The 22247-nt window shown below is 65.4% G+C and carries 19 protein-coding genes and 1 pseudogene; 13 read left to right on the top strand and 7 right to left on the bottom strand.

Annotated features, from left to right (window positions below; genetic code table 11):
* Positions 1 to 111 precede the first annotated feature (111 nt).
* From ACZ5YD_RS14595 to ACZ5YD_RS14615, 5 genes are all read left to right on the top strand, one after another.
* Complete coding sequence (locus ACZ5YD_RS14595; RefSeq protein WP_379740652.1) at positions 112 to 831, top strand: carbohydrate ABC transporter permease; 720 nt, start codon at positions 112 to 114, stop codon at positions 829 to 831.
* The gene (locus tag ACZ5YD_RS14600) at positions 828 to 1706 is read left to right on the top strand and encodes a carbohydrate ABC transporter permease (RefSeq protein WP_379740649.1); all 879 of its coding nucleotides are present in this window, start codon (positions 828 to 830) and stop codon (positions 1704 to 1706) included. Before ACZ5YD_RS14595 ends, ACZ5YD_RS14600 begins: the two co-directional genes overlap by 4 nt.
* Before the next feature lie 62 nt (positions 1707 to 1768).
* Positions 1769 to 2938 (top strand): ABC transporter ATP-binding protein, encoded by a 1170-nt coding sequence (locus ACZ5YD_RS14605; protein WP_379741332.1) that lies wholly within the window; start codon positions 1769 to 1771, stop codon positions 2936 to 2938.
* A gap of 182 nt (positions 2939 to 3120) precedes the next feature.
* On the top strand, positions 3121 to 4023 hold the full coding sequence (locus ACZ5YD_RS14610; protein WP_464384477.1) for a mannonate dehydratase: 903 nt from the start codon (positions 3121 to 3123) through the stop codon (positions 4021 to 4023).
* 98 nt (positions 4024 to 4121) lie between these two features.
* The gene (locus ACZ5YD_RS14615; RefSeq protein ID WP_379740643.1) at positions 4122 to 4898 is read left to right on the top strand and encodes an IclR family transcriptional regulator; all 777 of its coding nucleotides are present in this window, start codon (positions 4122 to 4124) and stop codon (positions 4896 to 4898) included.
* A 347-nt stretch (positions 4899 to 5245) separates the two neighbouring features.
* On the opposite strand, the gene ACZ5YD_RS14620 is transcribed toward ACZ5YD_RS14615, so the two are convergent.
* Positions 5246 to 6217: a D-2-hydroxyacid dehydrogenase gene (locus ACZ5YD_RS14620; protein ID WP_379740640.1), complete on the bottom strand. Its 972-nt coding sequence runs from the start codon at positions 6215 to 6217 to the stop codon at positions 5246 to 5248.
* A 263-nt stretch (positions 6218 to 6480) separates the two neighbouring features.
* Between ACZ5YD_RS14620 and rdfA the strand changes: the two genes are divergently transcribed.
* Positions 6481 to 7086, top strand: coding sequence for a rod-determining factor RdfA (gene rdfA, locus ACZ5YD_RS14625; protein WP_379740637.1), 606 nt, complete (start codon positions 6481 to 6483; stop codon positions 7084 to 7086).
* Positions 7087 to 7228: 142 nt separating this feature from the next.
* Positions 7229 to 9175, top strand: a complete 1947-nt coding sequence (locus ACZ5YD_RS14630; RefSeq protein WP_379740635.1) for an archaea-specific SMC-related protein — start codon at positions 7229 to 7231, stop codon at positions 9173 to 9175.
* Here the strand turns inward: ACZ5YD_RS14630 and ACZ5YD_RS14635 are convergent.
* From ACZ5YD_RS14635 to ACZ5YD_RS14650, 4 genes are all read right to left on the bottom strand, one after another.
* A complete protein-coding gene (locus ACZ5YD_RS14635) occupies positions 9172 to 9738 on the bottom strand; it encodes a YqaA family protein (protein ID WP_379741329.1) in 567 nt (188 codons plus the stop codon). The two genes, ACZ5YD_RS14630 and ACZ5YD_RS14635, sit on opposite strands and share 4 nt — an antisense overlap.
* A 37-nt stretch (positions 9739 to 9775) precedes the next feature.
* The gene (locus ACZ5YD_RS14640; RefSeq protein WP_379740632.1) at positions 9776 to 10198 is read right to left on the bottom strand and encodes a GtrA family protein; all 423 of its coding nucleotides are present in this window, start codon (positions 10196 to 10198) and stop codon (positions 9776 to 9778) included.
* Positions 10195 to 11631 carry a sulfatase gene (locus tag ACZ5YD_RS14645; protein ID WP_379740629.1) on the bottom strand — a complete coding sequence of 479 codons (1437 nt, stop codon included), beginning with the start codon at positions 11629 to 11631 and terminating at the stop codon, positions 10195 to 10197. Before ACZ5YD_RS14645 ends, ACZ5YD_RS14640 begins: the two co-directional genes overlap by 4 nt.
* Positions 11632 to 11890: 259 nt before the next feature.
* Entirely contained in the window at positions 11891 to 12544 is a 654-nt protein-coding gene (locus ACZ5YD_RS14650; protein ID WP_379740626.1) for a TetR/AcrR family transcriptional regulator, read from the bottom strand.
* A 423-nt stretch (positions 12545 to 12967) separates the two neighbouring features.
* On the opposite strand from ACZ5YD_RS14650, the gene ACZ5YD_RS14655 reads away from it, so the two are divergent.
* Positions 12968 to 14308 carry an FAD-dependent oxidoreductase gene (locus ACZ5YD_RS14655; RefSeq protein ID WP_379740623.1) on the top strand — a complete coding sequence of 447 codons (1341 nt, stop codon included), beginning with the start codon at positions 12968 to 12970 and terminating at the stop codon, positions 14306 to 14308.
* Here ACZ5YD_RS14655 and ACZ5YD_RS14660 read toward each other — a convergent pair.
* Positions 14305 to 15522 (bottom strand): tRNA sulfurtransferase, encoded by a 1218-nt coding sequence (locus ACZ5YD_RS14660; protein WP_379740620.1) that lies wholly within the window; start codon positions 15520 to 15522, stop codon positions 14305 to 14307. The genes ACZ5YD_RS14655 and ACZ5YD_RS14660 overlap by 4 nt on opposite strands.
* Positions 15523 to 15666: 144 nt before the next feature.
* Here ACZ5YD_RS14660 and ggt point away from each other — a divergent pair, with 144 nt between their 5' ends.
* From ggt to map, 4 genes and pseudogenes are all read left to right on the top strand, one after another.
* Positions 15667 to 17313, top strand: a complete 1647-nt coding sequence (ggt, locus tag ACZ5YD_RS14665; RefSeq protein ID WP_379740617.1) for a gamma-glutamyltransferase — start codon at positions 15667 to 15669, stop codon at positions 17311 to 17313.
* A 277-nt stretch (positions 17314 to 17590) separates the two neighbouring features.
* Positions 17591 to 18853, top strand: a complete 1263-nt coding sequence (gene icd, locus ACZ5YD_RS14670; protein ID WP_379740614.1) for an isocitrate dehydrogenase (NADP(+)) — start codon at positions 17591 to 17593, stop codon at positions 18851 to 18853.
* Positions 18854 to 19079: 226 nt separating this feature from the next.
* Positions 19080 to 20260 (top strand): annotated as a pseudogene (locus ACZ5YD_RS14675) (M24 family metallopeptidase).
* Positions 20261 to 20313: 53 nt separating this feature from the next.
* Positions 20314 to 21222 (top strand): type II methionyl aminopeptidase, encoded by a 909-nt coding sequence (gene map / locus ACZ5YD_RS14680; RefSeq protein WP_379740611.1) that lies wholly within the window; start codon positions 20314 to 20316, stop codon positions 21220 to 21222.
* A 100-nt stretch (positions 21223 to 21322) separates the two neighbouring features.
* Here map and ACZ5YD_RS14685 read toward each other — a convergent pair whose 3' ends face one another.
* Positions 21323 to 21523, bottom strand: coding sequence for a DUF7835 family putative zinc beta-ribbon protein (locus ACZ5YD_RS14685; RefSeq protein WP_379740608.1), 201 nt, complete (start codon positions 21521 to 21523; stop codon positions 21323 to 21325).
* 100 nt (positions 21524 to 21623) lie between these two features.
* On the opposite strand from ACZ5YD_RS14685, the gene ACZ5YD_RS14690 reads away from it, so the two are divergent.
* A complete protein-coding gene (locus tag ACZ5YD_RS14690; RefSeq protein ID WP_379740605.1) occupies positions 21624 to 22217 on the top strand; it encodes an HIT family protein in 594 nt (197 codons plus the stop codon).
* Positions 22218 to 22247: the final 30 nt, after the last annotated feature.

Below are 22247 nucleotides of genomic sequence, written 5' to 3' on the forward strand. Positions count from 1 at the left end.
ACCATCTTTGCTATCTTCGTCTATCCGGTCTTCTATCTCTTCCAACAATCTCTATATCTGACACTTCCCGGAGCGGTTGAACGATTCGTTGGCGCACAGAACTTCGTCACCATGTTCCAGAACGCGGAGTTCTGGGACTACTTCCTGAACACGCTCATCTACTCCTTCGGTTCCCTCGCGATCAGTCTGGGATCCGGTCTGATAATCGCGTTGGCGATCAACCACGTGGCCCACTCGCGGCTCCGTGACGCCTACGCAACCGTGTTGATGTTCTCGTGGGCGATCCCGCTCGCCGTCGTCGCCCTCATCTGGCGGTGGATGTTTACCGGCAACGAACTCGGGTTCTTCAACATGATTCTCATGGACCTCGGTCTCATCGAGTTCCCCATCGCGTGGTTATCGACGCCGACGTTCGCGATGCTTGCCGTCACCCTGACCGACGCGTGGGCACGAATGCCCTTCGCGATGCTCGTGTTGCTCGCGGGATTGCAGTCGATCCCCGAGCACATGTACGACGCCGCCAAGGTCGACGGTGCGACGACGTTTCAGACGTTCCGTGCGATCACCGTACAGTATCTGCGACCGTACATCGCCATCGTCGCGCTCATCAACTGGATGTTCGCGTTCCGCGCGTTCGCCGTCGTGTTCCCCATGACCAGAGGTGGTCCCGGCGTGTCGACTACGGTCTTCAGCATCCACATCTACCGTGAAGGGATGATCAACTTCAACTACGGCTACGCCTCGGCGGTGGCCGTGTTCATCATCGCGATCACGCTCGTGGTCGCGACCTTCTACGTGACCAAGGTCATGGGAGACATGGAGGGACAATGAGCTCCACTGACGAAACTTACGAACGGATCAGCTACGACAAACGACAGGGGTTCTGGGACGTCCTGGAGAGCCCCAAGGTCATCCACCTCGTTTTGGCCCTGGCGGTCATCACCGTCATCGTGCCGATCTTCTGGGAGGTTCTCACCTCCCTCAAGACCAACGAGGCGGTGTACAACCTCAACTACATTCCACGGGAGCCGACGCTCTCATCGTACTACCAGGTGCTCATCGGCGAGAGTTACTGGCGGGCGGTCGTGAACAGTTTGATCATCTCCTCGACGACGACCGTCGTCGTCATTACCCTCGCGGTGCCCGCTGGGTATGCCTTCAGCAGGTATCGGTTCCGGGGTGACAACATCCTGTTCATCGGCGTGTTGTTCTCTCGTCTGTTTCCGCCCATCGGCCTGATCGTTCCGTACTACCAGATCATGGCGTGGCTCGGCCTATTGAACAGCCTCCCGGGAATCATCATCGCGCAGATCTACCTTTGGCTCCCGTTGATGATCTACATCATGCGGAACTTCTTCATGTCCATCCCACAGGATCTCGACGAATCGGCACGCGTCGACGGCTGTACGCAGCTTCAGGCGTTCCGAAAGATCGCGCTGCCGCTTGCGTTGCCGGGCGTCGCCGCGTGTTCGATCCTGACGTTCCTGTACTCATGGCGGGAGTTCCTCTTCTCGTTGATCATCACGACGGACCTGAGCTCGATGCCGATCTCGGTGGCCGTCTACCAGTTCGTCGGTGACGTGTCCGTGCAGTGGGCGTCCCTGGCCGCGGCGAGCGTCATCGCGATCATCCCGACCATCCTCGTGGTGATCTTCTTCCAGCGATACATCGTCAGCGGTCTGACGGCCGGAGCACTGAAAGAATGAGCGACCAAACCGAATCTACGAAAATGAGCGAATCCGAATCAACGCCGGCAGCGAAACCGGATATGAGCGATGGCACCGCCGACGCAAACGAGGACATCAACGTCCAGATCGAGGGCGTAACAAAGGTCTTCCGAAGCGATGAGGAGGGCGAGATCGTTGCAGTAAACGACCTCAACATCGACATTCGGCGCGGTGAATTCCTCGTCTTTGTCGGTCCCTCCGGATGTGGAAAGACCACCTCCTTGCGAATGGTAGCGGGTCTCGAGACCCCGACGGAGGGCCGGATCATGATCGAGGACGAGGACGTCACCGGCTATGATCCGCGGGAACGGGGCATCGCGATGGTGTTCCAGAACTACGCGCTGTACCCGCACATGACCGTCAAGGAGAACATGTCCTTCCCGCTTCGAATCCGGAACTACCCGGACGATGAGATCGACGAACGCGTCGACGAAGCGGCGGAACTTCTGGAGATCGACGATCTCCTCGACAGAAAACCGTCACAACTCTCCGGGGGACAACAGCAACGTGTCGCGCTCGGACGAGCGATCGTTCGAGAACCCTCCGTGTTCTTGATGGACGAGCCGTTATCCAATCTGGACGCAAAGCTTCGCGTTCAGATGCGCACGGAGCTGAACGAGATCCACAAGCGGGTCGGTAAAACGACGATCTACGTCACACACGACCAGGCGGAAGCCATGACGCTTGGCGACCGCGTCGTCGTGTTGAACGAAGGAGAACTCCAGCAGATCGGTCCGCCGCAGTACCTCTATGACAACCCCGTAAACCGGTTCGTCGCCGGGTTCATCGGAGAGCCGCCGATGAACTTCCTGCAGGTCACTATCGAGGAGACCGACGGAGGATACAAGGCGGTCGGGGACTTCTTCGAGTTCGAACTTCCCGACAGCGTCGGTTCGGACCTCGACGAATGGGACGGCTCTCTCGATAACGTCTCGTTGGGCGTTCGTCCTGAAGATCTGAGTGATTTATCGGTTCTTGATGAGGACGAGTATACCGAAAACAGTACGCTTGAGGCGACCGTGAAGGTCGTCGAGCCGATGGGCTCCGACAAGTTCCTCACGTTGACCCCGCCAACGGACTCCGAAACGGAGTTCAGCGCCCGGGTGTCCCCCGAGAGTACGGTCAGTCCGGACTCGTCGATTTCTCTTTCAGCAAACCTAGAGAAGATCCATCTGTTCGACGAGAGTACGGGCGCTAATATCACCTACTGAGCGCCCCCATCTACCACCGGATCTGTTCTCGATCCGTTCACCCGGCTTTCGTCGACATCTGGACGTCTCGACTGGGGTGATACGCAAGGTATTTATCGGGCCTTGCGATGAGTGCAGGCATGGTCGATCCAGCACTCATCCTACCGCCGACCCCGGACGAACGATGGCAGCTCGCTAAACAGATGGGCGTAACCAAGGCCGTGATCCACCCGTTGGAGATCGGAGACGACAGGACCGACTGGAGCTACGACGACCTCCTGCTCCTCACCAACTGGTTCGAGGAGGCCGGGATCGAAGTCTCGGTGATCGAGGGGAGCGTTCCCATCACCCAGCGCGTACGCCTGGGACGTGAGGGACGCGACGAGGACATCGAGGAGTTCAAGCAGTTCCTCCGCGACTGCGGCCGCGTCGGGATCCCCGTCGTCTGTTACGACTGGATGGCCGGCATCCGGTGGGCCCGGACCGAGGCGCACGTCGAGTCCCGCGGCGGCTCCTACGTGACCGCCTACACGAACGATCGCATGCATGCGGACGAACAGGACGCGCCCTTCGACGTCTCGCGTGAGGAGCTGTGGGAGGCCATCGAGTACTTCCTCAACGAGGTCGTCCCCGTCGCGGAGGAGGCCGGAGTCAAACTCGGGCTCCACCCCGACGATCCGCCGCGTGAATCCGTCCGCGGGATCCCCCGCATCATCAACAGCCCGGAGGCGTACCAGCGCGTGCTCGACTGCTACGAGAGCGAGCACAACGGCGTCACGTTCTGTCAGGGCAACTTCGCCGCGATGGGCGTCGACGTCCCCGAGACGATCCGCCGGTTCGGCGACCGGATCAACTTCATCCACTTCCGTGACGTCGAGGGCGACGCCGACGACTTCGTCGAGACGTGGCACGACGAGGGACCGACCGACATGCTCGCGGCGATGCGCGCCTACGAGGAGGCCGTCGACGACGACGTCGTCATGCGACCGGACCACGTACCGACGATGGCCGGCGAGGACAACTCCAACCCCGGCTACCACACGAAGGGACGGCTGTTCGCGATCGGCTACATGCGCGGGCTCCGCGAGCAGGCGCTCCAGGAGTAGGCCGCGACGTCGTTCGACGACGGCCACGCGATCGGCCGTCCAATCGACGTGGACACGTCGCAACCGATATCGGTCTCCGGTCGAACGGTGAAGCAAGGATGGCGAACGAGGATCGGGACGACGGCCGGAACCGGATCGACGCGGTCACGAAGAGCTTCACGGTGATCCGCGGACTCCTCGAGTTGGAGGCGTGTGGGGTCCGCGAGCTGGCCGCCCATCTGGAGGTTCCGAAAAGTACCGTCCACGTTCACCTGTCCACGCTCGAGGACCTCGGCTACGTTCGAAACGACGGGGGGACGTATCGCCTCTCGTATCGGTTTCTCGAGATCGGCGGGCAGGTCCGCCATCGCGACGACATCTATCAGGTCGCCAGGGACGAGGTGGCCGAACTCGCCCGCGAGACCGGTCACGTCGCGACGGTCGGGGTCGAGGAGGACGGCTATCGCGTCATGCTGTTCCGAACCGAACCCGCCGGCAGCATCTTCAACAACGCGCCGACCGGCGAGTACACGCGAATGCACTGGACCGCGGTCGGCAAGGCGCTCTTGGCCACCCTGTCCACCGAGAAGGTGGAGTCGATCGTGGACCGCCGCGGTCTCCCCCGCGCGACCGACCGAACCATCACCGACCGGGAGACGCTCCACGAGGAGCTCGAGACGATCCGGGAACGCGGCTACTCGATCGAGGACGAGGAGCGAGCCCTCGGGGTGAAATCGGTCGCGGTCCCGATCGAAGGCGACGGCGGGATCGACGACGCCGCGGTCTCGATCGCCGGACCGAAACACGAACTCGGTCCCGAACGGGTTCGCGAGGAGATCCTGCCGGCGCTTCGAAACGTCGCGAACGTCCTCGAGTTGCGCGCGCGACATTACTAGACCCGGTTCAGAGCTAGACCCGGTTCAGAGTCGGCTCAGAGCCAGCTTCGGGAATCGATCGGGAGGCCGGCTTCGGAGGGCGGTCCGAAAGCCGGGCCCGAGGTGGTCGGAGCGACCAACGCCCCGCTGGACGATGGCTATCGTCCATTCTGGTTGGACGATCGTCGCTCACACGACGGAAACGCCACGTGGAACCGGATCGAACGAATCGATATGGGGAGATAATTACACGTGTACTCCTGTAATCATCGATCGATTACTCCGGATCAGTCTCCCATTCAGTTGTCAAAAACGCCCTCTGTCCAATGTCGTTGGACCTCTATGTGTTCCCCCTCCTCGTGGGAACGTCACTCGGGACGGCGAACGACGTTTCGGAACTCGTCGTAGTCGTCGCCGCGGTCGAGGTGTTCGACGTTCTCGGCGACGATGTCGGCCAGTCGCGACCAGTGTTTCGGGCTGTGGCCCGCGTTGTGTGGCGTGATCGTCACGTCCTCGAAGTTCCAAAGCGGGTGGTCGCGAGGCAGCGGTTCCGGATCGGTGACGTCGAGACCGGCCCCGCCGATCTCGCTGGATCGAAGCGCATCGACCAGCGCGTCCGTGTCCACGATCGGTCCCCGGCCGATGTTGACGAGGTAGGCGCTCGGCGGCAGCGTCTCGAAGGCGTCGGCGTCGATCAGCCCGCGCGTCGCCTCGGTGAGGGGCGAGGCGATGATCAGGTAGTCCGTCCGCGCGTAGGCGCGCTGGAGAGCCTCCTCCTCGAAGCCGATCACCTCGTCGGTGGGGCCGCCCTTCTCCGGCGAGTACCGGACGCCGATCGTCTCGACGTCGAACGCCGAGACCCGTTCGGCGATCGCGGTGCCGATCGCGCCCAACCCGACGATCGTGACGGTACTCCCCTTCAGCTCGCCCGTCTGGAAGTGCTCCCAATGGCTTCGCGCCTGCCGCTCGCGGCCGATTCGGAGGTTGCGCGTGTAATCGAGGACGTACGCCATCACCTGTTCCGCGATGTTCGGCGCGTGGATCCCGGACGCGTTCGTCACGGCGACGCCGGCTTCGGCCAGCCGGTCGAGCGGAAGGTGGTCGTACCCCGCCGCGACTCCCGCGAAGAGTTCGAGCTGTTCGGCGTTTTCCAGCAGTTCGTCCGGAAGCTGTACCGAGGAGATCACCCGTGCCTCCCCCGCCAGTTCGCGCTCCTCGCGGGGAGTTCGCGCCAGCTCGATCGTGTGGTTCGGCAGCCGTTCGCGGAGTTCGGCCACGTAGTCGCTCGCCGGCAGTCCGTGCGTCCCGCTTCGAAGGACGAGTACGTCGATGTCGGTCATTTCGTGTCTGTTGCTCCAGTAGACGGGTCCCACCACGGGTACAAAAGCGTTGTTGCCCTGCCGCAGTCCGGCGATCCGACGGTCCGACTCCGAACGCGCATCGACGTTGCGGATCACCGACCCCTCCGAGAAAAAGTCGTTCGAACGTGTTCGATCCGTGCCTCCTCGCCGTTCGTATCGGGAACCGTATGCGCGTTATCTACACGTTCGATCGATCGGATTTACACCGATATCCTTGTAACGCGCCGGAAGCAACTGGGGATATGACCACCGCCTCGCGGCCCAACACCAAGGTCGCACGCGTGATCGAGAAGTACGACCTCGGCGGACTCGGCGAGGACCTCGAGGAGGCGTGGACGGGCGTCGCCGGCGAGCGAACGAGCCTCCGCGATCTGGCCGACGAGTTCAACCGATCGGTGCTCGAGGCGGCGCTCCGTGCGGCCGGGGAGACGGTGGCCGAGGCGGACGTCGAAAGCGCCTATTCGACCCTCACCGACGACGACGTCTCCCGTGCGGACGAGATGCGCAAACGCCGGGAGCTCGAGAGGGCCGGAGTCGACGTCGACGACGTGCTCGGCGACTTCGTCACCCACCAGGCGATCCACACCTATCTCACGGACTACCGGGGGGCCGAACTCCCCGACCGCTCCGAGGGGCTCGTCGACCGGAAGATCGAGACGCTCGAGCGCCTGCAGGGGCGGACGTCCGCCGTGACCGAGTCGACGATCGAGACGCTCGTCTCCGGCGGACACATCACCGACCGGGACTATCAGGTGTTCCTCGACGTTCGCGTCGTCTGCGGCGATTGTGGTACCGATCACGTCGTGAGCGATCTCCTGCGCGACGGGGGATGTGACTGTGAGGTGTAATCGCGGGTGTATCTGCGAGGGATAGCTGCGAGGTGTGACCCGCCGAGCGGCCCCACACCGCTTCGGCCGCCCGGGTGATCCACCCCGCCTCGACCGCGTGAAGAGACCAAAAGTTATCAATACGGGGGTCATTACGCCACCAATGACCGACCAGGAACAGTTTGCGGATCGCGTGTCAGTACACGCGAGCAACGTCGGGGGGATCGACGAGGACGAACTGACGTTGGCTCCGGGGGTTACGGTCCTCGAGGGGCGCAACGCGACCAACCGAACGTCCTTCCTCCAGGCGATAATGGCCGGACTCGGAAGCGAGCGATCGTCGCTAAAGGGCGACGCCGACGAGGGGCGAGTCGAGCTCACGATCGGCGAGGAGACCTACACGCGAACGCTCACTCGCGAGGGCTCGGAGACCATCTACGGGGGCGACCCGTTCCTTGAGGACCCCCAAATCGCCGATCTCTTCGCGTTCCTCCTCGAGAACAACGAGGCACGCCGCGCCGTCGAACGCGGGGACGACCTCCGTGAGATCATCATGCGTCCCGTCGACACGGCGGACATCGAGGCGGAGATCACGGACCTCGAGCGGGAGAAACAACGAATAGATGGCCAGATCGAGGAGTACGAACAGCTCGAGGGCGAGCTTCCCTCCCTCGAGACCGACCGCACGGAGCTGGAGGAGGAGCTGGAGGCGGCACGCGCCGAACGCGAGCGCGTCGCCGAGGAGATCGAGGCCGCCGACGTCAGCCTCCAGGAGAGCCGCTCGCAGAAACGCGAGATCGAGGAGGCCTTCGATCGGCTTCGCGAGGCCCGTTCGGAGCTCGAGGACCTCGAGTTCGAACTCGAGGCCGAACGAACGACTCTCGAGGATCTACGGCAGGAGCGCGAGGAACTCCGCGAACAGATCGAGGAGAGCGAACAGTACGACGACGACCCCGAACGACTGGCGGGTCGCATCGAGGAGCTTCGCGAGCGCCAGCGCGCGCTCAACGAGACGTTGAGCCAGCTCGGAAGCGTCATCAGCTTCAACGAGGAGATGCTCGAGGGCAACGGACTCGAGCTCTCCGACGCTGACCTCGCCGGCGACGGCGGGACGGAACGGGTGACCGAACGGCTGATCGACGCCGGCACCGAGACCGTCTGCTGGACGTGCGGCTCGACCGTCGACGCCGACCGGATCGAGGAGACGGTCGATCGGCTTCGCGAGCTTCGCACCGAGAAGCTGAGCGAACGCAGCGACCTCCAGGAGCGGATCAACGATCTCACCTCGCGACGCTCGGAGATCGAACGCGCCGAACGCGAACGCGAACGGACTCGGCGACGCCTCGAGGATCTCGAGGAGGAGATCGAGTCGACCCGGGAGCGGATCGCCGAACTCGAGGAGTCGATCGCGGACCAGGAGGCGACGGTGGCGGATCTGGAGTCGGAGACGGAGAACGTCGGCGGCGAGTACGACGACGTGTTGGAACTCCACCGGGAGGCGAACGAACTGGATCTCCGGATCGAGCGCCTGGAGTCGGATCTCGAGGGGGTCAAAGAGGGAATCGAGGAACGCGAGGAGGCTGCGGCACAACACGAGGAGCTGCTCGACCGCCGCGAGGAGATCACGGAGGAGTTGGCCGAGCTGCGGACCCGGGTCGACCGGATCGAACGCGAGTCCGTCGAGTCGTTCAACGAGCACATGGCGTCGGTTCTCGAGGCGCTCGAGTACGGCAACATCGATCGGGTGTGGATCGAACGGAAGACCCGGGAGGTGCGCGAGGGACGCAGAAAGGTCGAAAAGAGCGCGTTCGATCTACAGATCGTTCGGGTCGCCGAGGACGGCAGCTCCTATCGCGACAGCATCGATCACCTCTCGGAGAGCGAGCGCGAAGTGATCGGGCTCGTATTCGCGCTGGCGGGGTACCTCGTTCACGAGGTCTACGAGCAGCTGCCGTTCATGCTCCTCGACTCGCTCGAGGCGATCGACTCCGACCGGATCGCGCGGGTGGTCGAGTACTTCGAGGAGTTCGCCGACTACCTGGTCGTGGCGTTGTTGCCGGAGGACGCCGAGGCGGTCTCGGAACGTGCGGCACAGACCCGGCGGTTCTAGAGGACGGCGGTGACGCCGCCGAACAGGCCGATCGTGACGAGCAGGCGACCGAGGCTTCCCAGGAACGTTGCCGCCGCGAACTTCGGGTAGTCCTCCTCGAGGACGGCAAAGGCGTAAATCGAGATCGTATCGGGGAAGAAGGGAACCGACAGGGCGATCGCGAGCCCGCCGTACCCGTACTGTCTGGCGAGCTGTACCGACCGCTTTTCGGACCACTCGAGGATCGAAAAGCGCGAGCGCCGAAGCCACCGGACGATCGGTCCCGACTGTTTGACCTCCTGGCCGATGTGGAACGCGAAGACGCTGCCGGCCGCCTTGCCGAGCGCGCTCACGAGCATGATGCTGGCGAGGTGTGCCCACGTGGGCAAGCCGAGATCGAGCGGCGCGACCAACACGATCTCGCTCGGTCCCGGCAGCGCGAAGGCGATCAAAAACGAGTAGACGAAGATGATCCCCATGCCCGGCCAGCCCGTCGCCGACTCGACGAACGCCTCGAGGCCGCCCGCGAGGGCGACGCCGACGCCGTCCGCGGAGAGAAGCGGTCCTGCGGCGGGCGGGAGCATCTCGAGCGCGTGGATCGATTCGATCGTCACGTCCGGATCACCCCCACGTCCATCGTGCATCGAGCACGTATCTGTAGATCCCGCTTATCACGATCGCGACCGCGTTGGCCGCGAGGTACGGAACGCTTCGCCACTCGACGAGCGCGAAGAGCACGCCCAGCTGGATGGGGATCGCGCTCCCCCGGACGAGGTTCGTCTTCAGGAGGCCATAGAGGTACGCCATCGTGCCCGTGTTCTGTATCGCCTGGAACGTCCAGGCGTTGTTGAGCACGTACTGGAAGACGATCGTGGTCTCGATCGCGATCGTCGCCCCGATGAGGTAGTTCAGGGACACGGAATCGACGAGAAACCACAGGAGGGCCATCTGAACGCCCGCCGCGATGGTTCCCACGATCACGAACCGCCGCAGTTGCAGGGCGAAGGGACCCTCGTGGAGGTTTCGGAGGAACGCTCGTATCATCGGTACCCGAGCGCCTCCAGGCGCGTTTCCAGGTCGTCGTCGACGGCGGCCTGGTCGCCGCGTTTCCCGTCGGCCGGTTCGCGGATCGCCGTCGCGTGTGCCTCGATGAGTGGATCGAGGCGATCCATGACCTCGCGGGCATCCGCGTCCGGATCCGTCGAGAGATCGCTCTGCTGGGTCGGATCGCTTGGGCGGTGATACAGCTCCGCGCTTCCGTCCTCGAGGTTCCTGATGTAGGTCCAGGGTCCCTCACGGGCGCTCACGAGGAGGTCTCCGTCGGCCGGTTCTCGCGGGATCGGCTGTGTCGTCACCTCCTCGCCGCGAACGGTCACGGAGACCACGGGGTCCGCCGACGGGGGCGTGCCCCGGCGAGCGCTCTCGAGGAGGCTCTCTCCCGTCCACGCCTCCGCGGCGCTCGCGCCGAGTAAGTCCGTCACCGTCGGGGGGATCGCATCGAGCCCGACGCCGCCCTCGACGCGCCGGGAGTCGGATCCCGGGACGTCGACGATGAGCGGAACGTGTATCAGCTCGTCGTAGAGCTTCGGATAGTGGGCGAGGTGGCCGTGCTCCTGGAACTCCTCGCCGTGGTCGCCCGCGAGGACGACCGCGGTCTCGTCCGCGACCCCGTTCGCCGCGAGCGCGTCGAGTACCCGGCCGACGCTGGCGTCGACCTGGCGGACCGCCGCCTGATAGAGGGTTCGAAGCTCCTCGAGGGTCCGCTCGTCGACGTCCCATCCGAGTCCGGTTCGCGTGTGCGCGTGGATCATCCGATGGGTGCCGAGCAGTCCGTCCGAGACTTCCCGGATGTACCGCGGCGCCGGGACGTATGGGGTGTGGGTGTCCATGTAGTGGATCCACAGGAAGAAGGGATCGTCGACGTCGTCGATGAAGGAGGTGGCGGCGTGTTCGACGTCGAACATCCGCGAGGTGTCGAGGAACGGCCGGTCGTCGGCGGTGCCGTTGAGCCAGGCGTGGATCCGCCGGATCGGCGAACTCGCGAGCTGGAGCCACGCCTCCACGGTCGGGTGTTTGGCGAGATAGCGGCTGTAGATGCTCGATCCGACGTTCGTGATGAACGGCTCGAACTCGTCGAAGCCGTCGTCGTATCCCCAAAACTCGGTGAGGAATCCGTTCGCGGCGTTGAATCCCCCGGTCGAAAACCCCTCCTCGGAGAGCACCTCCGGAAGCGTCTCGACCTCGTCGACGCCGATGCGACCCGAATCGGCGAAGACGGGACGCGACGCGAGGATCGACGGGAACGAGAACGGCGTCCAGTTGCCGTTCGCGAACGCCCGCTCGAAGACCGCGCCGCGGTCGGCGAGCGTGTCCATGACCGGCGTGTGTCGCGTCCCGTCGTAGGGACCGATCGCGTCGGCTCGAAGCGAGTCGACGGTGACGAGGACGACGTTCGAGACCGGTCGGTCAGCGTCCATGGTGGGGTGTGTAGACCTCCGTCGGACCCTCCGGGGCGCGGTCGCTCCGATCCCGGCGTTTTCGTCCAGATTCGAGGCGACGATCGGCCGACGGAACCCTGGCGGATCCACTACGTCTCGCCCGGGTCGCCGCCGATCCGACCGGAGGAACCATGATCATCATACGGGATCGGTCAGACGTCGCTTTATACTTTCGGAACGGGACGGTCGACCCTCCGCGTTTTCCCTCGGGGACGACCGGGCGTCGGCGCTTTCCGGCTCACGACTCTCCATCGTTCGGCTCGTCCGGCTCGTCCAGCCCATCCGATTCGCCCGGCTCGTCCCGGAGAAGCATCGCTCTCACGTACTCGTCCGCAGTACGTCTGGCGGTCTCGAGGACCCGAGCGTCCTCGAAGGTGACCGCCCGGGTTCTGGCGCCGTCGACGATCGTCGCGAGCCCCCGGGCGACGTGTTCCGCGTCGGCGTCGCAGAAGACGCCCTCCTCACGTCCCTGGTCGATCACGGTCTCGAGCATGTACCGGACGTACTCGTCGTTCCGCTCGAACCGCTCGCGAAACGTCTCGTTGTACGGCGCCTGTCCACGCATCTCCAACATCGCGACGAGGAGATCGTAGTGGTCCTCCGGAACGACGAGGAGCTGGTCGAGGAGGTGATCCAGCCGCGTCCGCGGGTCCGTCGTCTCGACCTCGTGGACCGCGGCCTTGAGGTGATCGAGGATGAACTCCAGGAACGCCACGAGCAGGTCGTCCTTGGTGTCGTAGTGGTAGTGAATGGCGGCGGTGGATTTGCCGTACTCCTCCGCGATCCGCTTCATCGTGAGGTCCGCGTATCCGTACTCACACAGCGCTCGATAGGTGGCACGCATGATCTCCTCTTCGGGATTCGGATGTGAGCGTTCCGATCGGTCGGCCATCGTCTAACTGTCCGCCGTCGTTCTGATAACTGTTTTGACTGAATATCGGGGTAGTGAGATCTGATTATCGAACGATCAGGCGCCAAACCCGATTCAACTCCGATATATGGGTTCATACCGCCGGATGGAGTATATATACAATGTTAACTGACCGATCAGTAATTGTTCACTTCGAATCATATCGCCCACGTCCTTCCGGGTTCGGTGAGCGTGTCGCGGACGCACCGATCGTGTTCGCCAGAGTGATTCGACGATCAACGAATGACAAATTCGACGTGAGGTCGAATCCGGTATCGCCGATAACGACGGTCGAACGACGGTCTGCGGTGATTTAGGGGGGTAGGTTCGGAAGTGATCGTCTCCACATGGAAAGTAAATTAACCGGTGACCGTCGACAAACGTCTAACGCCCACACGTACAACCATGACTGATGAATACGACGTGGCCATCATCGGCGGCGGCATCAGCGGGGCATCGCTTCTGTACACCATCTCGAAGTTCACGGACGTCGAGGACGTCGCGCTGATCGAAAAGGAGGACGAGCTCGCGGCGATCAACTCCCACCACACGAACAACTCCCAGACGCTACACTTCGGCGACATCGAGACGAACTACACCCTCGAGAAGGCCGAGGAGGTAAAGGAGGGCGCGGAGCTTCTCGCGGGCTACCTCGAGAACCGCGATTCCGACCGCGAGATGCACAGCAAGCGCAGCAAGATGGTGCTCGCGGTCGGCGACGAGGAGGTCGAGAAGCTCGAGTCTCGGTACCACGGGGAGGGGTTCGGAGACCTCTACCCGAAGCTTCGCGAGATCGGCCGCGAGGAGATCGCCGACCTCGAGCCGAAGGTCGTCGAGGGTCGCGATCCGAACACGGAGCTTCGCGCGCTCCAGACGCCGGACGGCTACGTCGTCGACTACGGCATGGTCTCGAAGTCCTTCGTCGACGAGGCCAACGAGGAGGAGGGCGTCGACGTCTACACGGGCACGGAGGTCACGAACGTCGAGGACTTCGGCGAGGACTTCCGAATCGCGACGACGAGCGGGCGGTTCAGCGCCGACGCGGTCGTCGTCGCCGCCGGCTCGCACAGCCTCCAGATCGCAAAGGAGATGGGCTACGGGGAGAACATGTCGCTTCTGCCGGTCGCCGGGAGCTTCTTCCTCGCCGACGACCTGTTGAACGGCAAGGTCTACACGCTCCAGATGAAGAAGCTGCCGTTCGCCGCGGTCCACGGCGACGCCGACGTCCACGACGGGAGCATCACCCGGTTCGGTCCGACGGCGAAGGTCGTCCCCGAACTCGAGCGGGGACGGCTCTCGACGGTGACCGACTTCACCGACGTGTTCGGCTTCACGCCGGACTCGTTGCTCAGCTACGCCAACATCCTCTCCGATCGAATCCTGTTCCCCTACGTCGTCCGGAACCTCGTCTACGACCTCCCCGAGGTCGGAAAGCGCGCGTTCCTCCCGAACGTCCGGAAGGTGGTTCCCACCGTCGATCTCTCCGACATCGACCGAGCGAAGGGCTACGGGGGCGTCAGACCCCAGATCGTCGACACGGACGCGAAGGATCTCGACATGGGCGAGGCGAAGATCACCGGCGACGGCATCCTCTTCAACATCACGCCCTCGCCGGGCGCCTCGACGTGTCTGAAGAACGCCATGACTGACGTCCAGCGCGTGATCGACTTCCTCGACGACGACCACGAGTTCGACGAGGAGGCCTTCCGCGCGGAGACGATCGACCAGTTCCCGCGCGGAAGCTAACGTCGAAGCGCCACGTATTCGCGGTCGTCGGCCGCCGCACGGGCCCGCTCTCGAAGCCACTCCGGCTCGATGTCGGCCATCTGTTCGAGTCCCGCCCGCGTCTCCGGCTGGTCGGGCGCGAAGCGTTCACAGCCCGCCGGAATCTCGGCGGCCTCGTAGGTCCCGATCCGTCTGGCGTGGTCGGTGATCGTCGACTTGTCCCGCGTGAGAAGCGGCCGGTGGACGGGAAAGTCCGTCACCGAATCGAGCACCGAGAGGTTCTGGGTCGTCTGGCTCGACTTCTGTCCGATCGCCTCGCCGGTCACCACCCCGGTTGCGCCGATGTCCGCCGCGACGTCGGCGGCCACGCGGTACATGAACCGGCGAAAGACGAGCATTCGACCGCTCTCGAGGGTGTCCGCGAGCTCCCGACAGACGTCGCCGGCGTCGACGACGAGGATCGAATCCAGGTGGTTCGGCGCGTAGGCGGCGAGCGTGCGGGCTGAGGCCTCGGATCTGGCTCTGTGGTCCGGTCCGCCGAAGTCGCCGAGATCGAGGTAGATCGGCGTGATCGGCGCCCCGCGGGACATCACCTCGAAGGCGGCGACCGGCGAGTCGATCCCTCCCGAGAGCAGGGCCACGAGGGGACGCTGGCTGCCGAGCGGGAGCCCGCCCGGTCCCGGGTGCTTCTCGACGAAGACGAACGCCTCGTCGTCGTGGACCTTCGCGCGGAACGTCACGTCCGGGTCCTCGAGGTCCACCTCGGGATCGCGATCGGAGACCGCCTCGAAGACCGCGCTTCCGCCCTCGCGTTCGGCGTCCTCGCTCGTGAAGGGGTGGTCCCCGACCCGATCCACGCGGACGGCGAAGGACCCGCCCGAAAAGCGGTCGGCGGCGACGTCGCCGAGCGCGTCGGCGACCGCGTCCATCGTGGGGTCGACCGTGACTGCGGGACTGGCCGAGACCACGCCGAACGCGTCGGTCGCGGCGTCGGTCGCGGCGGCCGCTTCGAGGGGACCGTCGACCTCGACGATCGGCCGATTTCGCCGGTGGCGGACGCGAGCGTCGATCCCGCGGTCGGCGAGGAGGGCCTTCAGGTTTCGGCCGAGCTGGGACTGCATCTCGTACCGGACGCGTTCGCTCTTCGTGCCGATCTCGCCGACGCGAACGAGCACGGCGTCGGCGCCCGGCGGGACGTCGGCGGCGTCCATCGTGGCTCCCGGTCCGTGATCCATCGTCGACGGTTCGTCGAGCGGCGATAAATGGTCGACGATCGTGGGGCGACTGGCGGACGTGGTGGCCGACACGCGAACGTGGAGGACCGACGGGCACCCTCGCGGATCTGTGGGATTCTTGGTTCCGGCCCCCGATCGCCGGGTATGGAACCCGACCTCGATCGTTTCACTTCGCGCCGATCGACGGTGTACGGATCGCGGGGCGTCGTCGCCACGAGCCAGCCGCTGGCCGCACAGGCCGGCATCGAGACGCTCCGGGACGGGGGCAACGCCTTCGACGCGGCCGTCTCGACCGCGGCGGCGTTGAACGTCGTCGAGCCGACCTCCACGGGGCTCGGCGGGGACGTGTTCGCGCTCTACCGGACCGCGGACGGCGAGGTCGGCGCGATGCGGGCGTGCGGCGGGGCGCCCGAGGGTGCGACGATCGACGCCGTCCGGTCGGCGGTGGCCGCCGATCGGGAGGCCGAAGGCGGCGAGTCGGACGGAGCGGTCGATCCCGACGACGTCGAGATGCCCCACCGGGGGCCGTACGCGATCACCGTCCCGGGCACCGCCCGCGGCTGGGAGGCGACCGCCGAGAAGCTCGGGCGCAAGTCCCTCGCGGAGCTGCTTCAGCCCGCGATCCGCTACGCGACCGAGGGGTACCCGGTCTCGGAGGTCGTCGCCGAGCAGTGGCGACACGGCGAGGAGGTGTTCGAGACCGACCACGCCCGCGAGGCCTTCCTGTTCGACGGAGCCGCGCCGGAGACGGGCCAGGTGGTCACGCTGCCGCGGCTCGGCGAGTCGCTTCGACGGATCGCAAAGGAGGGCGCGGACGTCGTCTACGACGGCGAGATCGCCGAGGCGATCGCGACCGAGGTGCAGGCCCGCGGCGGGTTCCTCTCCGTCTCGGACCTGCGATCGTTCGAGGTCGAGTGGCCGGACCCGGTCTCTACGACCTACAACGGCGCCGAGGTGTACGAGCTGCCGCCGAACAACCAGGGGCTCATCGCGCTCGAGGCGTTGAACGTCGCGGAGGAGTTGGGGGCGGGCGAGCACCCACACGGCTCCGTCGAACGCGTCCACCGGCTCGCGGAGGCGATGAAGCTCGCGTTCCACGACGGCCACCGCTACATCACCGACCCCGACTACGAGGACCACCCGCCGATCGGCTCGAAGTCCTGGGCCCGAAGGCGTGCTCGCGAGGTCGGCGAGGGGGCGAACCACGACGTGGGGTTCGGCGTGCCGAACGCGAACGCCGAGGACGCCGACACCGTCCTCCTGACCGTCGCCGACGGGGAGGGCAACCTCGTCTCCTACATCAACTCGCGGTTCGCCGGGTTCGGCTCCGGAGTGGTCGCCGGCGACACCGGAATCGCGCTCCAGAACCGGGGATCCTCGTTCTCGCTCGATCCGGACCACCCGAACGCGCTCGAGCCCGGAAAGCGCCCCTTCCACACCCTGGTTCCGGCGGTGGCACGGTTCGACGCAGACGACTGGGCCGCCTTCGGCGTGATGGGGGGGTACATGCAGCCGCAGGGCCACCTCCAGGTGATCGCGAACGTCGTCGACTACGACATGCCGATCCAGCGCGCGCTCGACGAGCCGCGGTGGCGCTACCGCGAGTCCGGCGAGCTGGCGGTCGAACCCCACTTCCCGGACGACCTGTCCGCCAAGCTCTCCCGACGGGGTCACCGCGTCCGGACCATGGAGGCCGGACACTTCGGCGGCGCACAGATCGTTCGCGAGGCGGACGGGGTGCTGTCGGCGGCGACCGAGCCGCGAAAGGACGGCAACGCACAGGGGTACTGAGCGGAACGTAGGGACGGTACGGCCCTCGCGACCGACCCGTCGGGACCGGAACCGATCATCGCGACACTGTGGCGGCGTCCACCGGAGGACGCGCATGGACGTCGTCGTCACCGGCGGTCGCGGGGAGCCGGACGCCGGATCGTCGATCGGCTCGCGGAGGACCACGGAACCCCCGGTCCGATCGCGGATCGTCCGTATCCGGGCGTATTCGGTCGATCTCGGGCTCGCGAGGAAAGCGGTAGGCACTTTAGGGTGGTCGAGGAAAACCTCACCGTTTATGAGCTACGACAAGGTCGAAGTTCCCGAGGACGGCGAAGCGATCACGCTCGCCGACGAGGAGACGGGCGAGATCGACGTCCCCTCGAACCCCATCGTCCCGATCATTCACGGCGACGGGATCGGCACCGACGTCGGTCCGGCCGCACAGAAGGTGCTCGACGCGGCCGCCGAGGCGACCGGCCGGTCGATCGCCTGGATGCGCGTCTACGCCGGCGCCGCCGCACGCGAGAAGTACGACGAGAACCTCCCGCAGGACACCGTCGACGCGATCCGAACCCATCGGGTCGCGATCAAGGGCCCGCTCACGACGCCCGTCGGAGCCGGGTTCCGATCGCTCAACGTTGCCCTTCGACAGACCCTCGATCTCTACGCGAACGTCCGTCCGACCTACCACATCGACGGCGTTCCCTCGCCGGTGAAGAACCCCGAGGAGATGGACATGATCACCTTCCGGGAGAACACCGAGGACGTCTACGCCGGCATCGAGTGGGAGGCCGGCACCGACGACGTCGAGGCGGTACGCGAGTTCCTCGAGGACGACATGGACGTCTCCGACGTCATCCACGACGGTCCCGTCGGGATCGGCGTCAAACCCATCTCGGAGTTCGGCTCGAAGCGGCTCGTCCGCGAGGCGATCGACTACGCGGTCGCGAACGATCGCGACTCGGTCACCCTCGTCCACAAGGGCAACATCATGAAGTTCACCGAGGGCGCCTTCCGCGACTGGGGCTACGAGGTGGCCGAGGAGGAGTACGGCGAGGACGTCATCACCGAGGACGAGCTGTGGGACGAATACGACGGCGACCAGCCCGAGGGAACGGTCGTCGTTAACGATCGCATCGCCGACAACATGCTCCAGCAGCTCCTCACGCGGACGGACGAGTACTCCGTCATCGCGACGATGAACCTCAACGGCGACTACATGTCCGACGCCGCCGGCGCCCAGATCGGCGGCCTCGGGATCGCGCCCGGCGTCAACTACGGCCACGGCCGCGCGCTGGCCGAGCCGGTTCACGGCTCCGCGCCCAAGTACGCCGGCGAGGACAAGGTCAACCCGACCGCGATGATCCTTTCCGGCCGCGAGATGCTCGATTACCTCGGCTGGAGCGACGCCGCCGACCTCGTTCGCGACGCCGTCGAGGAGACCATCTCCTCGGGCAAGGTCACCTACGACCTCCACCGACAGATCGAGGGCGGCGAGAAGCTCGCGACGAGCGAGTTCGCCGAGGCCGTCGTCGAGAACATCGACGAACTGTCGTAGATCGGTCCTCGAGCGCCCGGAATTCCCCGATTTTCCGGGGACACCGGGAAGCTCGTGGAGCCGGGCTTTTCCCGATATTGCGGCGCCGATATTCCCCGGTATCGCGGGGACGGGCTCCTCGAGATCGGCTCACCGGGGCGCCCGACGATATACACAGTAATCGTTCCCAGTATACACGAAATACTTTTAGAGCGTCCGTTCGTTCCTCGATGCGAGACCCGTTATCATGTCGCGAAACCTCTTTCCGGATTCCGAGTACGAACGACGCCTGGAGCGGACGAAACGGCGGTTGGCCGAGGAGGGGCTGGACGCGATCGTCGTCGCCGACCCGGCGAACATGAACTACCTCACGGGCTACGACGGCTGGTCGTTTTACGTCCACCAGGCGGTCGTCGTCACCCGCGAGCGCGACGAGCCGGTGTGGGTCGGCCGGGACATGGACCGAAACGGCGCGCGCGCGCGACGACCTGGCTCGGCGAGGACAGCATTCGCGCCTACAGCGACGACCACGTCCACTCGCCACACGACCTCCACCCGATGGACTACCTGGCCGGCGTTCTGGAGGATCTCGGCGTCGCCGACGGTCGGATCGGCCTGGAGATGGACGCCTCCTACTTCACCGCCAAGTCCTACACGCGCCTGGACGCGAACCTCCCCGAGGCGGACTTCGAGGACGCGACGCTGCTCGTCGGGTGGATCCGGATCCGCAAGTCCGAGCGAGAGATCGAGTACATGCGCGAGGCCGCACGCATCTCCGAGGAGGCCATGCTCGCGGGGATCGACGCGATCGACGCGGGCGTCCCCGAGTACGAGGCCGCCGCCGCGATCTACGACCGGCTGATCCGGGGCACCGACGAGTACGGCGGCGACTACCCGGCCATCGTCCCCCTGATGCCCTCGGGCGACCACACCGGGACGCCGCATCTCACCTGGACCGACCGGCCCTTCCAGCAGGGAGAACTCGTACTCATCGAGCTATCGGGATGTCGCCACCGCTACCACTCGCCGCTGGCCCGAACGGCCTTCATCGGCGATCCGCCGACGGAGATCCAACGGACCGCGGATGTCGTTGTCGAGGGGATCGAGGCCGCGCTCGACGCCGCCGAACCGGGGGTCACCTGCGAGACCGTCGAGACGGCCTGGCGTGAGACGATCGCCGAGTACGGGCTCGAGAAGGAGGACCGGATCGGCTACTCGATGGGGCTCGGCTACCCGCCGGACTGGGGCGAACACACCGCGAGCATCCGTCCCGGCGACGAGACGGTGCTCGAGGAGGACATGACCTTCCACATGATACCCGGCATCTGGGAGGACGAGTTCGGCGTCGAACTCAGCGAGACGTTCCGCGTGACCGCGACCGGCGCGGAGCCGCTCGCCGACTTCCCGCGCGAGCTGTTCACGATCTAGACCTCGAACCGTTTCCCGCAACCTCTTTCCGGTCGCTGCGCGAACCCGTCCCCATGAGCGAGGAGCCGTTCGACGACGACGTACTCGAGAGCTACAGAGAGGCCGGTCGAATCCTCACGGAGACGATGAACGAGGCCCGCGAGATGATCGAGCCGGGTGTGACACACCTGGAGGTCGCGGAGTGGGCCGAAGATCACGTCCGCGAGTCGGGCGCCGGCCTCGCGTTTCCGGTGAACATCAGCGTCGACGAGGAGGCCTCACACGCGACGCCCGACGGGAGCGGCGAGGAGACCTTCGGCGAGACGGACATGGTCTGTCTCGACGTCGGCGTGCACGTCGACGGCTACATCGCCGACGCGGCGGTGACGGTGGACTTCTCGGGGTCCGACGAGCTCGTCGAGGCCTCCGAGATGGCGCTGGAGGCCGCGATCGACGAGGCCGGTCCCGGCGTGCCGGTCGGCGAGGTCGGCGGGGCGATAGAGGACGTGATCCGCGGGTACGGCTACACCCCGATCCTCAACCTCTCGGGCCACGGCGTCGAGCGCTACGACGCCCACACGGGCCCGAACGTTCCGAACCGCGGCGTCGACCGGTCGGTCACGCTCGAGCCCGGACAGGCGGTCGCGATCGAGCCGTTCGCGACCGACGGGCGCGGCAAGGTCGGCGAGGGGACCACCGAGGAGATCTTCGAACTCGAGCGCGAGCGAAGCGTTCGCGACCGTCGCGCCCGCGAGGCGCTCTCCGCGATAGAGGAGTTCGACGGGCTTCCGTTCGCGGCCCGATGGCTCGAGATGGACGGCTCGGAGATGGCGCTGCGTCGGCTCAAACGACAGGACGTGATCAAGGGCTATCCCGTGTTGAAGGAGGACGCCGGCCAGCTCGTGAGTCAGGCCGAACACACGCTGCTCGTCACCGACGAGGGCGTCGAGGTGACGACCGCCGGGATCCACGGGTTCGACTGACCGACCATCGGCCGGCCTTGGGTTTGCTCGGCTTCACGATCGGTCGATCGTCCGGATCGCCCCTTCGACCGCCCGATCGCCGAGCCGCTCGGTCGAATCGTCACTCGTCGTTCATCCGCGTCGCGGTCTCGGCTCCGCAGCGTCGACAGACCGCGATCCGGTAGGGTTCCCGCGAGAAGCGCGCGTTCTCGGCCTTTTCGCTTTCGGTCCGGATCTCCACGCGTACTCGATGTACCGTCCGCTCCCCGCAGTCGTCGCAGGGCTCGCGAACCGCATCCGGATCGGTGGCGTGCGACGCCATGGGTTGGGGCTACTCAAGAGGATCCGATAAAGCCTCGCCCCGCGGCATCGATCGGGGGCGAATCGCCCGGATTCAAGGACGTTGCGACGCCACCGACGGTATGGACCGGATCTACGCGCCCTGGCGCATCGAGTGGGTCGAGCGGGACGAGGACCCGGTCGACGGCTGCCCGTTTTGCGTGCTGCCCGAACGCGACGACGACGTGGAGTCGTGGATCGTCGCACGCGGCGACCACAACTTCGTGTTGTTGAACAACGCCCCCTACAATCCCGGCCACGCCATGGTCATTCCCTACGACCACGTCGGCGAGTGGGGAGACCTCGACGACGAGGCGATGCTCGAGCACGGCCGACTCAAGGCGGCCACGCTCGACGCCATGGACGCCGCGATCGGCCCGGACGGGGTCAACACCGGGATGAACCTCGGGGACGCGGCGGCCGGAGGATCGATAGACGACCACATCCACACGCACGTCGTCCCGCGGTGGGAGGGCGACACCAACTTCATGCCCGTGATCGGGGAGACGAAGGTGATCGTCGAGGCGATCGACCGGACCTACGAGCACCTCCACGAGGCGTTTTCGACTCTCGATATCGCCGTCGACGCCGGTCGGAGCGGAGACGATCGGGACGAGGACGACGCCGATGGAAACGGGGACGACCGCGAGCGTGCAGCGGTCAGATTGTCGATCTGAGGAGCCGTCCGCACGAAGCTGGACCCGACG

The organism is Halopenitus salinus (assembly GCF_055397165.1).

Coding starts and splice junctions, on each gene's coding strand:
- ACZ5YD_RS14610 (WP_464384477.1), top strand. CDS start 3,121: ATGGGCGTAACCAAGGCCGTGATCCACCCGTTGGAGATCGGAGACGAC.
- ACZ5YD_RS14690 (WP_379740605.1), top strand. CDS start 21,624: ATGGACCGGATCTACGCGCCCTGGCGCATCGAGTGGGTCGAGCGGGAC.
- ACZ5YD_RS14630 (WP_379740635.1), top strand. CDS start 7,229: ATGACCGACCAGGAACAGTTTGCGGATCGCGTGTCAGTACACGCGAGC.
- rdfA (WP_379740637.1), top strand. CDS start 6,481: ATGACCACCGCCTCGCGGCCCAACACCAAGGTCGCACGCGTGATCGAG.
- ACZ5YD_RS14685 (WP_379740608.1), bottom strand. CDS start 21,523: ATGGCGTCGCACGCCACCGATCCGGATGCGGTTCGCGAGCCCTGCGAC.
- ggt (WP_379740617.1), top strand. CDS start 15,667: ATGGAACCCGACCTCGATCGTTTCACTTCGCGCCGATCGACGGTGTAC.
- map (WP_379740611.1), top strand. CDS start 20,314: ATGAGCGAGGAGCCGTTCGACGACGACGTACTCGAGAGCTACAGAGAG.
- ACZ5YD_RS14655 (WP_379740623.1), top strand. CDS start 12,968: ATGACTGATGAATACGACGTGGCCATCATCGGCGGCGGCATCAGCGGG.
- ACZ5YD_RS14615 (WP_379740643.1), top strand. CDS start 4,122: ATGGCGAACGAGGATCGGGACGACGGCCGGAACCGGATCGACGCGGTC.
- ACZ5YD_RS14595 (WP_379740652.1), top strand. CDS start 112: ATGTTCCAGAACGCGGAGTTCTGGGACTACTTCCTGAACACGCTCATC.
- ACZ5YD_RS14660 (WP_379740620.1), bottom strand. CDS start 15,522: ATGGATCACGGACCGGGAGCCACGATGGACGCCGCCGACGTCCCGCCG.
- ACZ5YD_RS14645 (WP_379740629.1), bottom strand. CDS start 11,631: ATGGACGCTGACCGACCGGTCTCGAACGTCGTCCTCGTCACCGTCGAC.
- ACZ5YD_RS14640 (WP_379740632.1), bottom strand. CDS start 10,198: ATGATACGAGCGTTCCTCCGAAACCTCCACGAGGGTCCCTTCGCCCTG.
- icd (WP_379740614.1), top strand. CDS start 17,591: ATGAGCTACGACAAGGTCGAAGTTCCCGAGGACGGCGAAGCGATCACG.
- ACZ5YD_RS14650 (WP_379740626.1), bottom strand. CDS start 12,544: ATGGCCGACCGATCGGAACGCTCACATCCGAATCCCGAAGAGGAGATC.
- ACZ5YD_RS14605 (WP_379741332.1), top strand. CDS start 1,769: ATGAGCGATGGCACCGCCGACGCAAACGAGGACATCAACGTCCAGATC.
- ACZ5YD_RS14635 (WP_379741329.1), bottom strand. CDS start 9,738: ATGCTCCCGCCCGCCGCAGGACCGCTTCTCTCCGCGGACGGCGTCGGC.
- ACZ5YD_RS14600 (WP_379740649.1), top strand. CDS start 828: ATGAGCTCCACTGACGAAACTTACGAACGGATCAGCTACGACAAACGA.
- ACZ5YD_RS14620 (WP_379740640.1), bottom strand. CDS start 6,217: ATGACCGACATCGACGTACTCGTCCTTCGAAGCGGGACGCACGGACTG.